A 14,696-nucleotide genomic window follows, 5' to 3' on the forward strand; every position below is an offset into this window, starting at 1 on the left:
CTCGGGGTCGACCCCGTCGGAGTAGGCGCGCAGCCGGTCGACGGTCGACGCGACGGCGAACTGCGCCCCGCCCAGCGACTCGATGAAGTAACCGCGCTGGCACCGGCCCGCGTCCTCGAAGGTGCTCAGCACCTTGTACAGCGTGGCGAATCCGCCGGGCACGCCCTCGGCGGACACCGCGCCGCGGGTCAGCACGCCGTGGCGGCCCAGCAGGAGTTCGGCTTGATAGTGGGCGCGCAGCGTGGAATCCAGTTCCGGGGCGGGCAGGATCGACCACCGGCCGGCCACGGTCGGGTCGGCGGGCCGGGAGTGTGGATGCGCGACGCTGTAGCGGCTCAGCCGCGGCGACCGGTGCGCGGGCGCCGAGCGCTTGCGGGTTCCGGCGCCACCGAGCAGGGCGCGCACCGGGGCGAAGGTGTCGCCGGTGATCCAGCCGGCCCAGATCAGTTCCCACAGCGCGGCTTTGAGCTCGGACTCGCCGAACCCGCTCTGCGTGAGCTGGCGGAAGAAGTAGGCGCCGCCGGGGGCCAGCGTGTCCAGCACGGCGCGGTGGGCGTCGCCCAACTCGATGTCGGCGGGCCCGGCCAGCGTCAGCGGCGCGGATTCGCTGGGGTGCAACGCGATCCAGCCGTCACCGCTCGAAATCGACCCGGCCCCCGACCAGGTGACCTCACCGGAGGCGAGCAGCTCGTCGAGCAGCGCGGGGGAGTAGTCGCGGACCCGGGGGGCCAGCACCAGCGGCTCGATCGCCGAGGCGGGCATCCGCGCGCCGGCCAGCTGATCGATCACCGACATCAGGCCGTCCAGCCCGGAATGGCCTGGGGAGCGCGATGATTCGGCCGCACCCACGCGATGCCAGGCCGGCAGGAACCGGCCGTAGGCGGCGGTGCTGACGGGCTCGACCTGGGCCCGCAACGCCGCCAGCGACCGCCGCCGCAGGATGCGCAGCACGTCGGCGTCACACCACTGCTCGCCGCCCGCCACGGGCGCCCCCGGCGCCTCGGCCGCGGCGACGAAGTCGCCGCGCATCAGCCGGCCGTCCCCGGCCAGCCGGCCGAGGATATCGGCGGTCACCCGCAGCCCCAGCCCGAACCGGGCGGCGGCCTCGGCCGTGGTGAACGGGGTGTGGGTGCGCGCGTAGCGGCCCAGCAGTTCGCCCAGCGGGTCGGCCACCTCCTCGGTGAAGGCGGCCGGCACGCCGAGCGGAACCGCGATCCCGATGCCGTCGCGCAGTCGGCCGATGTCCTCGACGGCCACCCACCAGCTGCGGCCGGCGAACGAGACCGTCAGCGCGCGCCGGGCCGCGCGCAGCCCCTCCAGCCAGCCGCCCACGTCGGCTCCGCCCGCGCGGGCGGCCACCTCGTCCTCGGTCAGCGGGCCCAGCAGCCGCAGCAGGTCGGCCACGGCCTCGGCGTCGCGGGCGGCGCGGTCCGGCGCGAGGTGCTGGAGCTGGCGGCCGGTGGCGGCGATGACCTCGGGATCGAGCAGGTCACGCAGCTCCACCCGGCCCAGCAGCTCGGCCAGCAGCGTGCTGTCCAGCGAGAGCGCGGCGGCCCGCCGCTCGGCCAGCGGGCTGTCGCCCTCGTACATGAACGCGCCGACGTAGCCGAACAGCAGCGACGCCGCGAACGGCGACGGCCGCTGCGTCTCGACCTCGAGCACCCGCACCCGCCGCTGCGCGATGCCGGTCATCAGCAGGGTCAGCGCCGGGACGTCGTAGACGTCCTGCAGGCATTCGCGGATGGTCTCCAGCACCACCGGGAAGTCGGGGTATTTGCGGGCCACTTCCAGCAACTGGGCGGCGCGCTGGCGCTGCTGCCACAGCGGCGAGCGGCGGCCGGGGTGGCGCCGCGGCAACAGCAGGGCGCGGGCCGCGCACTCGCGAAACCGCGACGCGAACAGCGCCGAGCCGCCCACCTCGGCGGTCACGATCGGGTCGATTTCCTCGGCGTCGAAGACGAAAAGGTCTGCCCCGGGCGGGGTTTCACCGGTATCCGAAAGGGTGTCGGGCAGCCGCACCACGACACCGTCGTCGGAGGCGGTGGGCTTCTCGTCGATGCCGTAACGCTCGCGCAGCCGGCGGGCCACCGCCAGCGCCAGCGGACCGTTCACCGGCAGTCCGTACGGCGAGTGCAGGATCACCCGCCAATCGCCCAGCTCGTCACGGAACCGCTCGACCAGCAGCGTGGTGTCGGTGGGCACCACCCCGGCGGCCTCGCGCTGCTCCTCGAGCAGGCCCCACAAGTTGTCGGTCGCGTACGCGTCGAAACCCAGTTCGGCGCAGCGGGTGTCGAAGGCCGCGCGCTTGAGGCCGGCCAGCTCGCCGGTGAAGGCGCCGAGCGCGGCGCCCAGCTCGGCCGGGCGGCCCAGGCCGTCGCCGCGCCAGAAGGGCAGCCGGGCGGGCTGCCCGGGGGCCGGGATCACCAGCACCCGGTCGTGGGTGATCTCGGTGATCCGCCAGCTGGTGGCGCCCAGCGAGATGACGTCGCCCGGACGCGACTCGTAGACCATCTCCTCTTCGAGTTCGCCTACCCGCGAAGGCTTGTCGGCTTCGGAGGCCAAATAGACCGTGAACAGCCCGCGATCGGGGATGGCGCCGCCGGACGTCACGGCCAGCCGCTGCGCCCCGGGCCGGGCGGTCAGCGTGCCGGTGTCGCGGTCGTAGACCAATCGCGGTCGCAGCTCGGCGAATTCGGTGGACGGGTACTTGCCGCTCAACAGGTCCAGGGTGGCCTCGTACACGCTGCGCGGCAGCGTCGCGAACGGGGCGGCCCGCCGGACGGTGTCGAACCACCGATCGGCGTCCAGCGGTTCCAGCGCGGCCGCCGCCACGGTCTGCTGCGCCAGGATGTCGAGCGGATTGGCGGGCACCCGCATGGTTTCGATCTGGCCGGTCAGCATGCGCTGCACGCTGACCGCGCAGCCGATCAGGTCGGTGCGGTGCTTGGGAAACAGCACGCCCTGCGAGACTTCGCCGACCTGGTGGCCGGCCCGGCCGATGCGCTGCAGGCCGCTGGCCACCGACGGCGGCGCCTCCACCTGGATCACCAGATCGACCGCGCCCATGTCGATGCCCAGCTCCAGGCTCGACGTGGCCACCACCGCCTTGAGCAGCCCGCGCTTGAGGTCCTCTTCGACCAGGGCGCGCTGTTCCTTGCTGACCGAGCCGTGGTGGGCGCGCGCCAGGATCGGGTCGGCGCCGTAGGTCTGCCCGCTGCCCATGATGTGCGCCGGGGCGCCGCCGGCCACCTTCGGGTTGGCGTCGCTGGACAATTCCACGCCGCTGCGCTCGGCGTGAATCTCGTTGAGCCGAGCGGTAAGTCGCTCGGCCAGCCGCCGCGAGTTGGCGAAGACGATGGTCGAGTTGTGCGATTCGATCAGGTCGACCAGGCGGTTCTCCACGTCGGGCCAGATGGTGTTGTTCGCCAGGTTGGCCATGTCCGGCACCGGCACAGCCACGGTGAGCTCGACCGTCTTGGCCGACGGCGGGGCCACGATGGTCGTCGGCGCCTGCCCGGACAGGAACCGCGCGAGCTCCTCGGGCGGGCGCACCGTGGCCGACAACCCGATGCGCTGCGCGGGTGCGCCCTCCCGCAGGGCGTCGAGGCGCTCCAGCGACACCGCCAGGTGCGCACCGCGCTTGCCTGCGGCGATGGCGTGGATCTCGTCGACGATCACCGTCTGCACGCCGGCCAGCGTCTCGCGGGCGGCCGAGGTGAGCATCAAAAACAGCGACTCGGGCGTGGTGATCAGCACGTCGGGCGGGCGGGTGATCAGTTGGCGGCGGGTGGCGGGCGGGGTGTCGCCGGAACGGACCCCCACGCTGATGTCGGGGGCGGGCAGGCCGCGGCGGTCGGCGATGCGGGTCAGCCCGGCCAGGGGAGTGCGCAGGTTGCGTTCGACGTCGACGGCCAGCGCCTTGAGCGGGGACACGTAGAGCACCCGGGTGCCGGGCGGACGCTCGGCCGAGGCGGCGAGGCTGTCCAGCGCCCACAGGAACGCCGCCAGCGTCTTACCCGAACCGGTGGGGGCGATCACCAGGGTGTTGTGGCCGTCGGCGATGGCGTTCCAGGCCTCGGCCTGCGCGGTGGTGGGTGCGTCGAAGGTGCTGGTGAACCACTCACGGGTGATCGCGCTGAACCGGCCCAGCGGGTCGGCGCGGCCGGGCGGCCCGGAATCGGCGCGAGTGCTCACCTGACCATCGTGCCAACGGGCACCGACAAGGCGTCGGGGTTAGCGCTGCTCGATCCGTGCGGTCGCCATCGCGTGGGACAGTTCCTCGGGGATCTCGGGGACGCGGGCGATGGCGTCGAACAGCGAGTGCGCGCAGGCGTCGGCGAGGCGATCGGCGTTGATGGTGGGGTCGATGATGCGCTGCCGGCACAGCTCGAAGGTGAACGCCAGCCAGCCATGGCAGATCACCCGGAGGTCCCGCTCGACGTCGGGTTCGAGCTTCCCCGCAGGGGTCTTGGCCACGAGGTCACTGATCCGGCTCATGATGTGCTCGAGCTGGCGGTTCTTGGCTTCGTCGTCGACGCCCAGCAGAACCGGATCCGAACGGCCCAGGCCGACGTAGGCGGCCCACGCCGCCTCGGGGTTCTGCTCGTGGTAGGCCATGTAGGCCATCACGCCGGTCCGGACCTCTTCGTACATGGTCAGGCCGGTGGCGTCGTCCATGTTGGTGTTCTCGTACAAGCGGTCGGCCTCGTCCTTGACCACCGCCGCGAAGAATGCCCGCTTGTCGGGGAAGTAGTGGTACATCAGGGCCCGCGACACCCCGGCGCGTTCCGCGATCTCGTCGATGCGGACCTCGTCGTAGGGCCGCTTCCCAAAGACCTCTGCCCCTAAAGCGAGCAGCTCAGCGCGTCGATCCTCGGGGGATAACCGCCTGCGGGCTGTCGGCATGTGACAGATAGTACTCATACGACATCAGACCCCGGCCACTTTGGATTCATCCGGACTTCACGCCCTGGGCCAGCGCTAACTCGCCGGAATAATTGACGGTATCGGCACTTTGGCGCATGAAGGCCTTCCACGAGTCGGTGCCGGATTCCCGTCCGCCGCCGGTCTGTCTCGCGCGCGGAGATCGACGCCGCGATCCGCGCCGTCCGCGGTGCGCTGAGGGTCCTGATCTAGGCGCTGACCTCGCGTCGAGCGGTTTACCCCGGTTTGCCGCGGGGTATCTGATCCCGTGCGCCTTCCGCTGGTACCAGCGCGGGACTGCGGCCCACAAGCTAGCGCGGTAACCAATGCGACGCGGCGAACGATAAAAAATGAGCGTGAAGCCCGAAGGGGAGGTGACGACGATGCAGAAAGCGGATGCGCGATCAGGTGGCGATCGCTTGGGGCAGGAGGACGGTGAGGTGCTGGCCGCCGTCCGGTTCACCGTTCTGGCCACGCTCGCTGCCGTCGGCTTCCTGTTGGTCGCGGCGGTCTGGGTGAGTACGTGCCCGGGAGTGAGTGTGGACACCGTGGCATGCGGTCCTCCCCAGCGCACCCTGTTGGCGTTCGGGGGCCCGCTGATCGCCTTGGTGGGCGGAATCTGGGCGTTTGTGCGCACCTATCTGGTGTGGAAGGCCGAGGGGACCTGGTGGGGTTGGCACGGCGCGGGGTGGTTCCTGCTGACCGCGATGGCGTTGATGGTCGCCATGGGTGTTGCTCCGATCGCGGGGCCTGTGCTGGCTCTTTAGGTTTGCTCTCCCGCGATCTAACGTTGATGGTGCGGTGAGGAGCAGCTATGGGAGACACCTACCATGACCCCGTCGACCATCTGAGGACGACGCGGCCGCTCGCCGGCGAGTCGCTGATCGACGTCCTGCACTGGCCCGGGTACCTCTTGGTCGTCGCGAGCGTGATCGGGGCCTGCGGCAGCATCGCGGCCTTCGGCAGCGGACATCACCACGAGGGCATGACCGCCGGCATCATCGCGGTCATCGCCGCGGTGCTGGGGCTGGCGTGGCTGGCGGTGGAGCACCGCAGGATTCGCCGGATCGCCGACCGCTGGTACACCGAACACCCCGAGGTGCACCGGCAGTGGCCGGCCAGCTAGGGCCGGCCGGCTGACGACCATCCGGCGCGTTTTCCCCCCGGTGACCTGCCCCGACGCCGAGCCGTGTGAAATACCGCATGAAAGCCGAATCCGCGGTTACGGCCGCGAACTTGTGGGTATCAGGTCTGCACCATGATGAGTGCCGGAACGGTTGCGTTTGCGTGGTCACCCCATCATGGGGGACAACATCACGAACACACCGACATCAATGCCTACTGCGACCAGGATCAAGACGACCAGCGTGACCCCGGCGATCACCGCGACGCGCCCCTACCGGCGCGTCGCGTCTGTCGTGTCAGGCCCGTGCACATCGGGCCGAATACCCGGCGGCGGTCATGACTAACCGGCTCGAGCGCGACGTCCACGGCGGGCTGCGAAGCAGTAGTAGTGTCAGTCAAACATTGCCGGGAGACCATATGAACGATGCTGGATTGCACGCTAACAAGCGTCCGCGCGGCCACCGCGCCGTCGAACTTCATGTCGCTGCGCGACTGGAGAACCTCGCGATGCTGCGCACCCTCGTCGGTGCGATCGGCACCTTCGAGGACTTGGACTTCGACGCGGTGGCAGACCTGCGGCTCGCGGTCGACGAAGTGTGCACCCGGTTGATTCGTTCGGCCACCCCCGACGCGACCCTGATCGTCGTGGTCGACCCGCAAGACGACCAATTGGTGGTGGAAGCGTCCGCGGCCTGCGACACCCACGACGTGGTGGCCCCCGGCAGCTTCAGTTGGCACGTGCTGACGTCGTTGGCCGACGACGTCCAGACCTTCCATGACGGTCGCGAACCCAATGAAACCGGCAGCGTTTTCGGCATCACGCTGACGGCGCGACGGGCGGCCTCCAGCAGGTGACAGCGCGAGCTGCCGGCGGTTCGGTTTCGCGTCCGAACGAATACGCCGATGTTCCGGACATGTTCCGTGAGTTGGCCAACGTCACGCCCGACTCCATGGAATTCCAACGTCAACGGGACAAGATCGTCGAGCGCTGCCTGCCGCTAGCCGACCACATCGCGCGCCGCTTCGAGGGCCGCGGCGAACCGCGCGACGACCTCGTGCAGGTGGCGCGCGTCGGATTGGTCAATGCCGTGGTTCGCTTCGACGTCGACGCCGGCTCGGACTTCGTGTCCTTCGCCGTGCCGACCATCATGGGCGAGGTTCGCCGGCACTTCCGCGACAACAGCTGGTCGGTCAAGGTTCCGCGGCGGCTCAAGGAACTGCACCTGCGGCTGGGCACCGCCACCGCCGATTTGTCGCAGCGGCTGGGCCGGGCGCCGACGGCGACCGAACTCGCCGCCGAGCTCGAAATGGATCGCGAAGAGGTGGTCGAGGGCCTGGTCGCCGGCAGCTCCTACAACACCTTGTCCATCGACAGCGGCGGCGGCAGCGAGGAAGAGGAAGCCCGCGCCATCGCGGACACGCTGGGTGACGTCGACACCGGCCTGGACCGCATCGAGGATCAGGAGTCGCTACGTCCGTTGCTCGAGGCGCTGCCCGAGCGGGAACGAACGGTGTTGGTGCTGCGGTTCTTCGAGTCGATGACCCAGACCCAGATCGCCGAGCGGGTCGGCATCTCCCAGATGCACGTGTCGCGACTGCTGGCGAAGTCGCTAACGCGGCTCCGGGACCAGTTGCAGTAGCGGCCGCGGCTCGTCGCCGTCGTCCACCCGCAGCGGCTCCAGCAGCGGCTCGGCCCGCGCCGTGGTCACCGGAAGCGTGGCGTCGGGGTCGCAGACCCGCAACAACCTCGCCACCGCCGGACTGGGGGCCATGGCCCAGGACACCTGGGCGGCCGAGCACGCCACGTTGATCCGGTGCAATGCTGAAAAGCCCGCAGTACCAATGAATTTCAGGCCGCGCAGGTCCAGGATCACCCGCCGCGACCGGTTGGTGCTCTGCCGCACGTAGGCGGCGAGCTGATCGGCGTTGGCCGCGTCGAGCTCCCCGTCCACGGTGATCAGGGTGCCCGTCGGGCCCCAACGGGCGGTGAATTGTGCTGTGCGGCTTTGTTGCCACGATTGCGCCACAGACATCGCTGACTCCATCCCTTGAGGGGATTCGTGCTGTCGATACGCCAGCCGTGCGACGAGGGGTCGGAGAAGGAACGAGCGCCGCCTACTCCCACGTCATGGACGTATCCGGGGCGGCTGTGAACTCAACCTTGCCGCAACCCTACTCGCGGTGGCCAGGCCCTACAACGTTGTCTGGGAAAACTCTCAGCAACCGTTACTTGATCTCGGCGAGCACCGTGCCCTGGGTGATGGCGGCGCCGGCCTCGACGGCCAGTCCGGTGATGACGCCGTCCTTATGGGCGGTCACCGGGTTCTCCATCTTCATCGCCTCGAGCACGACGACCAGGTCGCCCGCGGCGACCTCCTGGCCCTCCTCGACCGCGACCTTGACCACGGTGCCCTGCATGGGCGCGGTGACGGCGTCGCCGGAGGCGGCCGCACCGGCGTGCGCCCCGCGCTTGCGCGCCTTGGGCTTCTTGCGGATGACCCCCGCCGGGTCGGCGGCGCCGCCGTTGGACAGCGCCAGGTCGCCGGGCAGCGACACCTCGAGCCGGCGGCCGCCGACCTCCACGACCACCTTCTGGCGCGGCCGGGCGTCCTCGTCGTCCAGGGGCTCGCCGCCGGTGAACGGTTCGATGGTGTTGTTCCACTCGGTCTCGATCCACCGGGTGTGCACCGAGAAACTCTCGCCGTCACCGATAAACGCCGGGTCGGACACCACGGCGCGGTGGAACGGGATGACGGTGGCCAGGCCCTCGACGTGGAATTCGTCCAGCGCCCGCCGCGAGCGGGCCAGCGCCTCCTCGCGGGTGGCGCCGTACACGATCAGCTTGGACAGCATCGAGTCGAACTGGCCGCCGATGACCGAACCGGCCTCCACACCCGAGTCCAGCCGGACGCCGGGCCCGGTCGGGATGTCGTAGCGGGTGACGGGACCGGGGGCGGGCAGGAAACCGCGCCCGGCGTCCTCGCCGTTGATCCGGAACTCGATGGCGTGCCCGCGCGGCGTGGGATCCTCGGTGAGGTCCAGCTTCTCGCCGTTGGCGATCTTGAACTGCTGCAGCACCAGGTCGATGCCGGCGGTCTCCTCGGTGACCGGGTGCTCGACCTGCAGCCGGGTGTTGACCTCCAGGAAGGAGATCAGGCCGTCCTGGCCGACCAGGTACTCGACGGTCCCGGCGCCGTAGTAGTGCGCCTCCTTGCAGATCCGCTTGGCGGACTCGTGGATCTCCTTGCGCTGCGCGTCGGTCAGGAACGGCGCGGGAGCCTCCTCCACCAGCTTCTGGAACCGGCGCTGCAGCGAGCAGTCCCGGGTGCCGGCGACGATGACGTTGCCGTGCTGGTCGGCGATCACCTGCGCCTCGACGTGGCGCGGCTTGTCCAGGTAGCGCTCGACGAAGCACTCGCCGCGGCCGAACGCGGCGACGGCCTCACGGGTGGCCGACTCGAACAGCTCGGGGATCTCCTCGATGGTGCGGGCCACCTTCATGCCGCGGCCACCGCCGCCGAACGCCGCCTTGATGGCGATCGGCACGCCGTACTCCTTGGCGAAGGCCACCACCTCGTCGGCGTCCTTGACCGGGTCGGGGGTGCCGGGGACCAGCGGGGCCTGCGCGCGGGCGGCGATGTGGCGGGCGGTGACCTTGTCGCCGAGGTCGCGGATGGACTGCGGGCTGGGGCCGATCCAGATCAGGTTCGCGTCCAGGACTGCCTGGGCGAAATCGGCGTTCTCCGAGAGGAATCCGTAGCCGGGGTGCACGGCGTTGGCGCCGGACTTGGCGGCCGCGTCGAGGAGCTTGTCGAAGTCCAGGTAGGACTCGGCCGACGTCTGACCACCCAACGCGAACGCCTCGTCGGCCAGACGCACGTGCGGCGCGTCGGCGTCGGGCTCGGCGTACACCGCCACGCTGGACAGGCCCGCATCGCGGGCCGCGCGAATCACCCGGACAGCGATCTCGCCGCGGTTGGCGACGAGCACTTTGGAGATCCTCGAGCTGGCGTGACTAGCCACAGCGCCTCCTGTTTGGCATAACCGCAGACGTATTTCTGCGGGCTTCTCTAAGAGAATTTCTTACAACGAGTTCTCGGGAAGTCTAAGCGCCGCGCCGTTGGGCCCGACGAGGCGGCCCACCTTTTTTCAGGACGACTCGCGCAGCCTGCACTTGATCCGGGCCAGCATCGCCGACAGGCCGCGCAACCGCAGCGGGCTGATCAGGGCGGCCAGCCCGAGGTCGGCGTAGAAATCCTCGGGCACCGCCAGAATGGCGGCCGCGGGCTGTTCGTCCAGGCCGGTCGCCAGAATCGACGCGAACCCGCGCGTGGTGGGCGATTCGGCGGGCGCGCTGAAGTGCAGCCGCACCCGGTCGGGGTCGCTGGCGTCCACATGCAAAAACAGGGGCGTCTGACACTCGGGCACCGGCTCCATGGCCGCCTCTTGCAGGTCGGGAGGCAGCGCTGGCAGGTCGTTGGCGAATTCCAGCAGCAGCGCCAGCTTGTCCTGGCCCTGCACTTCGGCGAAGTCGGACACCACTTCGGCTAAGGGGGCAGGCAGGCTCATCGGACAGTCAATCGCGTCGCCGCCATTCAGACCGGGACGGCGCCCGGCTCTTCACCCGCCACGATCGGCGTGCGCACGGTGTTGCCCCACTCGGTCCACGATCCGTCGTAGTTGCGCACCCCGGGCTTGCCCAGCAGATGCGTCAGCACGAACCAGGTGTGGCTGGACCGCTCGCCGATGCGGCAGTACACCACGGTCTTGTCGTCCGGCTCGATGAAGCCGTACAGCTCCTCGAGCTCCTCGCGGCTGCGGAACCGCCCGCTCTCGTCGACGGCCCTGGCCCACGGGATCGACCGCGCGGTGGGGATGTGGCCGCCGCGCAGCACGCCCTCCTCCGGGTATTCGGGCATGTGGGTGCGCTTGCCGGTGTACTCGTCCGGCGAGCGCACGTCGATCAGCGGCTGGCTGCCGAGAATGGCCAGCACGTCGTCCTTGAAGGCGCGGATGGGTGCGTCGTTGCGGGTGACTACGGGATAGCCGCTGGAGGTCTTGGTGGGGACGTCCAGCGTGGTCTCCCGGCGTTCGGCCAGCCACAGGTCGCGCCCGCCGTTGAGCAGCCGCACGTCGGGGTGGCCGAACAGCGTGAACACCCACAGCGCGTAGGCGGCCCACCAGTTGCTCTTGTCGCCGTAGATCACCACGGTGTCGTCGCGGGCGATGCCCTTGCGATCCATCAGCTCCGCGAACTGCGCGCCGTCGATGTAGTCGCGGACGTGGGGGTCGTTGAGGTCGGTGTGCCAGTCGACCTTCACCGCGCCGGGGATATGGCCGACGTCGTAGAGCAGCACGTCCTCGTCGGATTCGACGATCGCCAGGCCGGGGGTGCCTTGGTTGGCGGACAGCCAGTCGGCGGTCACCAGGCGCTCCGGGTGGGCGTAGGCCGACAGTGTCGGGCTTGGATCGGGGGGAAGCGGCACAGGTAAAAGTTTACCCAGTGCCCAGTGTCACCGGTGTCTCAGTGCTTCTGCACCGTCCGTTCGGGCCCACCCGGCTTCCAGACGGTGATCTCGAGGTGGTCGCCGCGCAGCTCGATCGCTGATGCGCCAGTGATCTCGGTGCCGAAAAACGCGAAGTCCTCGCCGCGCAGATCCAGTCCGGTGTCCTGCATCAAGTCGTCGACGAATCGCCGGCGTCGCGCCGCGTCGGAGCACTCATGCGCGAGTCCCCACAGCTTGGCGTCGCCGTCGGTCAGCTGGGTGTCGACGGTCGCGGTGTGTAGGCAAAACCGTGGATCACGCTCCAGATCCCGGAATTTGGTGGTGCCCGGCATTCCCGGCAGCCACAATCGGCTCTCGAAGATTCGCGGCTCCAACGGGCAAATCCGCGGGAACCCGTCGGATCGGGTGGTCGCAAGCATGCACAGATTCCCGGTGGCGCGGTGTCGGCGGGTGAAGACGGCCGCGATGCCGGGCGCTCCGGCGGCGAACTCCGTCCAGGAGGCCGTCATGGCCCGACCTGGGAGCCGGGGCCTGCTACGGCGTTGTCCGCCCACAGCGCGGATACCGACAGCCCGACCCGCTCCAGCATCGACCGCAGCAGCGGCAGGCTGACGCCGATCACGTTCGACGGGTCGCCGTCGATGCCGTCGACGAACCAGCCGCCCAGGCCGTCCAGGGTGAAGCCGCCCGCCACGTGCCGCGGTTCCCCGTGGGCCACGTAGGCGTCCAGATCCGCTGCCGATGGACTGGCGAAATGCACTGTGGTGCAACGTGATTCGACTTCACGGTGGGTGATGTCCCCGTCGCGCAGCCGCAGCAGGCAGTGCCCGGTGTGCAACTCGCCGGAGCGGCCGGCCATCAGGCGCCACTGGCCCGCGGCGGCCTCGACCGTACCGGGCTTGCCGCACAGCCGGCCGTCGATCGACAGCATCGAATCACAGCCGATGACAACGCAATTGGCCGCGACGTCACCGTCCAGTGTGCCGGCCACCTGGTCGGCCTTGGCCTCGGCCAGGGCGCACACCACCTCGTCCGCCGACGCGTCCGGGCCCAGCGCGGCGGCGACGGCGTCCTCGTCGACGCCGGAGACCACCACCAGCGGATCGACGCCGGCCTGGCGCAGCACCTTGAGGCGGCCGGTCGACGCCGACGCCAGCACCAGGCGGGTCAATGCCGCATGTGGGTCATCTGCTGGAACGTGAGCCGCTGATAGTTGGTCATCGCGAACCGCAGCCGGTCCACCGGCAGGCCCCAGCGGGTCCGCTCGGGCTGTTCGGGCTCCGGGGCGCCGCCGGCGCAACCGAGCACCGCGACCAGGGCGGCCAGCTCCTCGGCGGTGGGCTCGCCCCGCAGGATCTGGATGTGCGGCTCGTGCGTGTGCGCCGCGTCTTCGGTTGGCGCAGAACCGTTTTCGTCGGCCACAGGGCCCGAACCGTTCGTCTCGGTCATAGCGGGATGTTCCCGTGCTTCTTGGGGGGCAGGTGGGAGATCTTGCGTTCCAGCAGGCGCAGCGCGGTGCCGATGTAGCCGCGGGTGTGCGACGGCGGGATCACCGCGTCGACGTAGCCCCGCTCGGCGGCGACGTAGGGGTTGACCAGCGTGTCCTCATACTCCTGCTGCAATTCCAGGCGCAGCGCGTCGACGTCGCGGCCCTCCTTGGCCGCCTCGCTCAGCTGCTTGCGGTAGACGAACCCGACGGCGCCCGACGCTCCCATCACGGCGATCTGCGCCGACGGCCACGCCAGGTTGACGTCGCAGCCCATGTCCTTGGAGCCCATCACGCAGTACGCGCCGCCGTAGGCCTTGCGGGTGATCACCGTGATCTTGGGGACCGTGGCCTCGCCGTAGGCGAACAGCAGCTTGGCGCCGCGGCGGATGATGCCGTTGTACTCCTGGCCGGTGCCCGGCAGGAAGCCCGGGACGTCCACCAGCATGATGATCGGGATGTTGAAGCAGTCGCAGGTCCGCACGAACCGGGCCGCCTTCTCCGAGGCGTTGATGTCCAGGCAGCCGGCGAACTGGGTGGGCTGATTGGCCACGATCCCGACCGGGCGGCCCTCGATGCGGCCGAACCCGACGACGATGTTCTGCGCGTAGCCGCCCTGGACCTCCAGGAACTCGTCGTCGTCGAGGATTCGGGTGATCACCTCGTGCATGTCGTAGGGCTGGTTGGGCGAGTCCGGGATCAGCGTGTCCAGCTCGAGGTCCTCCTCGGTGAGGTTGTCCTCGATGGCGCCGGGGGGATGCGGCTCGGCGTAGCGCGGCGCGTCGGTGGCGTTGTTGGGCGGCAGGTAGCTCAGCAGGTCGCGCACCCAGTCGAAGGCGTCCTGCTCGCCGGAGGCCACGTAGTGCAGGGTGCCCGACTTGGCCATGTGGGTGTGGGCGCCGCCCAGCTCCTCCATGGTGACGTCCTCACCCGTGACGGTCTTGATGACGTCGGGCCCGGTGATGAACATCTGGCTGGTCTGGTCGACCATCACCACGAAGTCGGTCAGGGCGGGGGAGTAGACGTGCCCGCCCGCGGCGGCGCCCATGATCAGCGAGATCTGCGGGATGACGCCGGAGGCCAGGATGTTGTTGCGGAAGATCTTGCTGTACAGGCCCAGCGAGACGACGCCCTCCTGGATCCGCGCGCCGGCGCCGTCGTTGATGCCGATCAAGGGGCGGCCGGTCTTGATCGCCAGCTCCTGGACCTTGACGATCTTCTCGCCGTACACCTCGCCGAGGCTGCCGCCGAACACCGTGGCGTCCTGGCTGAAGATGCACACGTCGCGGCCGTCGATGGTGCCGTAGCCGGTGATCACACCGTCGCCCAGCGGGCGGTTGTTCTCCAGGCCGAAGTTCTTGCTGCGGTGCCGGGCCAGGGCGTCGAGCTCGACGAACGAGTCCTCGTCGAGCAGGGCGAGAATGCGCTCGCGGGCGGTCAGCTTGCCCTTGGCGTGCACCTTCTCGACAGCCTCTTCGCCCACCGGGTGCAGCGACTCTTCCCGGCGCTTGTGCAGCTCGGCCAGCTTGCCCGCGGTGGTGTGGATGTCGATGGTGTGCTCGGCAGCGGGTTCCGCAGTGTGGTCGGTAACGCTCGTCATGGGTGCGATGGTATCGGCAGCCCCACCGGTCTCCCTTAAGCAGCCCTTAAGTAAT

Annotated in this window: 14 protein-coding genes; 4 read left to right on the forward strand and 10 right to left on the reverse strand. The window is 69.7% G+C overall.

The features are described from left to right. Together DQP57_RS17820 and DQP57_RS17825 are read right to left on the reverse strand one after the other, a co-directional pair. A partial coding sequence (locus tag DQP57_RS17820) for an ATP-dependent helicase (RefSeq protein ID WP_112634096.1) occupies window positions 1-4,194 on the reverse strand: 4,194 nt, incomplete at its 3' end. 39 nt (window positions 4,195-4,233) lie between these two features. Next, the gene (locus DQP57_RS17825; RefSeq protein ID WP_112634097.1) at window positions 4,234-4,905 is read right to left on the reverse strand and encodes a TetR/AcrR family transcriptional regulator; all 672 of its coding nucleotides are present in this window, start codon (window positions 4,903-4,905) and stop codon (window positions 4,234-4,236) included. A 401-nt stretch (window positions 4,906-5,306) separates the two neighbouring features. Here DQP57_RS17825 and DQP57_RS17835 point away from each other — a divergent pair, with 401 nt between their 5' ends. From DQP57_RS17835 to DQP57_RS17850, 4 genes are all read left to right on the forward strand, one after another. Next, on the forward strand, window positions 5,307-5,690 hold the full coding sequence (locus DQP57_RS17835) for a hypothetical protein (protein WP_112634134.1): 384 nt from the start codon (window positions 5,307-5,309) through the stop codon (window positions 5,688-5,690). A gap of 47 nt (window positions 5,691-5,737) precedes the next feature. Continuing rightward, complete coding sequence (gene usfY, locus DQP57_RS17840) at window positions 5,738-6,049, forward strand: protein UsfY (RefSeq protein WP_112634099.1); 312 nt, start codon at window positions 5,738-5,740, stop codon at window positions 6,047-6,049. A 416-nt stretch (window positions 6,050-6,465) separates the two neighbouring features. Then, complete coding sequence (locus tag DQP57_RS17845; RefSeq protein WP_007773234.1) at window positions 6,466-6,903, forward strand: ATP-binding protein; 438 nt, start codon at window positions 6,466-6,468, stop codon at window positions 6,901-6,903. Then, window positions 6,900-7,688, forward strand: coding sequence for an RNA polymerase sigma factor SigF (locus DQP57_RS17850; RefSeq protein ID WP_112634100.1), 789 nt, complete (start codon window positions 6,900-6,902; stop codon window positions 7,686-7,688). Before DQP57_RS17845 ends, DQP57_RS17850 begins: the two co-directional genes overlap by 4 nt. Here the strand turns inward: DQP57_RS17850 and DQP57_RS17855 are convergent. The 8 genes from DQP57_RS17855 to DQP57_RS17890 form a co-directional block, all read right to left on the reverse strand. Next, complete coding sequence (locus DQP57_RS17855) at window positions 7,659-8,093, reverse strand: STAS domain-containing protein (RefSeq protein ID WP_112634101.1); 435 nt, start codon at window positions 8,091-8,093, stop codon at window positions 7,659-7,661. The genes DQP57_RS17850 and DQP57_RS17855 overlap by 30 nt on opposite strands. A 181-nt stretch (window positions 8,094-8,274) precedes the next feature. Further along, window positions 8,275-10,071 carry an acetyl/propionyl/methylcrotonyl-CoA carboxylase subunit alpha gene (locus tag DQP57_RS17860; protein ID WP_112634102.1) on the reverse strand — a complete coding sequence of 599 codons (1,797 nt, stop codon included), beginning with the start codon at window positions 10,069-10,071 and terminating at the stop codon, window positions 8,275-8,277. 126 nt (window positions 10,072-10,197) lie between these two features. Then, window positions 10,198-10,629 (reverse strand): SufE family protein, encoded by a 432-nt coding sequence (locus tag DQP57_RS17865; protein ID WP_112634103.1) that lies wholly within the window; start codon window positions 10,627-10,629, stop codon window positions 10,198-10,200. Window positions 10,630-10,643: 14 nt separating this feature from the next. Then, on the reverse strand, window positions 10,644-11,534 hold the full coding sequence (locus tag DQP57_RS17870; RefSeq protein ID WP_112634104.1) for a sulfurtransferase: 891 nt from the start codon (window positions 11,532-11,534) through the stop codon (window positions 10,644-10,646). A gap of 38 nt (window positions 11,535-11,572) precedes the next feature. Further along, the gene (locus tag DQP57_RS17875; protein ID WP_112634105.1) at window positions 11,573-12,064 is read right to left on the reverse strand and encodes a pyridoxamine 5'-phosphate oxidase family protein; all 492 of its coding nucleotides are present in this window, start codon (window positions 12,062-12,064) and stop codon (window positions 11,573-11,575) included. After that, window positions 12,061-12,726: a Maf family protein gene (locus tag DQP57_RS17880; RefSeq protein ID WP_112634106.1), complete on the reverse strand. Its 666-nt coding sequence runs from the start codon at window positions 12,724-12,726 to the stop codon at window positions 12,061-12,063. The genes DQP57_RS17875 and DQP57_RS17880 overlap by 4 nt, the downstream gene beginning before the upstream one ends. Further along, entirely contained in the window at window positions 12,723-13,004 is a 282-nt protein-coding gene (locus DQP57_RS17885; protein WP_112634107.1) for an acyl-CoA carboxylase subunit epsilon, read from the reverse strand. Before DQP57_RS17885 ends, DQP57_RS17880 begins: the two co-directional genes overlap by 4 nt. After that, window positions 13,001-14,641, reverse strand: coding sequence for an acyl-CoA carboxylase subunit beta (locus DQP57_RS17890; RefSeq protein ID WP_112634108.1), 1,641 nt, complete (start codon window positions 14,639-14,641; stop codon window positions 13,001-13,003). The genes DQP57_RS17885 and DQP57_RS17890 overlap by 4 nt, the downstream gene beginning before the upstream one ends. Window positions 14,642-14,696: the final 55 nt, after the last annotated feature.

The sequence above is a fragment of the Mycobacterium colombiense genome (assembly GCF_003284935.1).
GTDB classification, from domain to species: Bacteria; Actinomycetota; Actinomycetes; order Mycobacteriales; family Mycobacteriaceae; genus Mycobacterium; species Mycobacterium arosiense_A.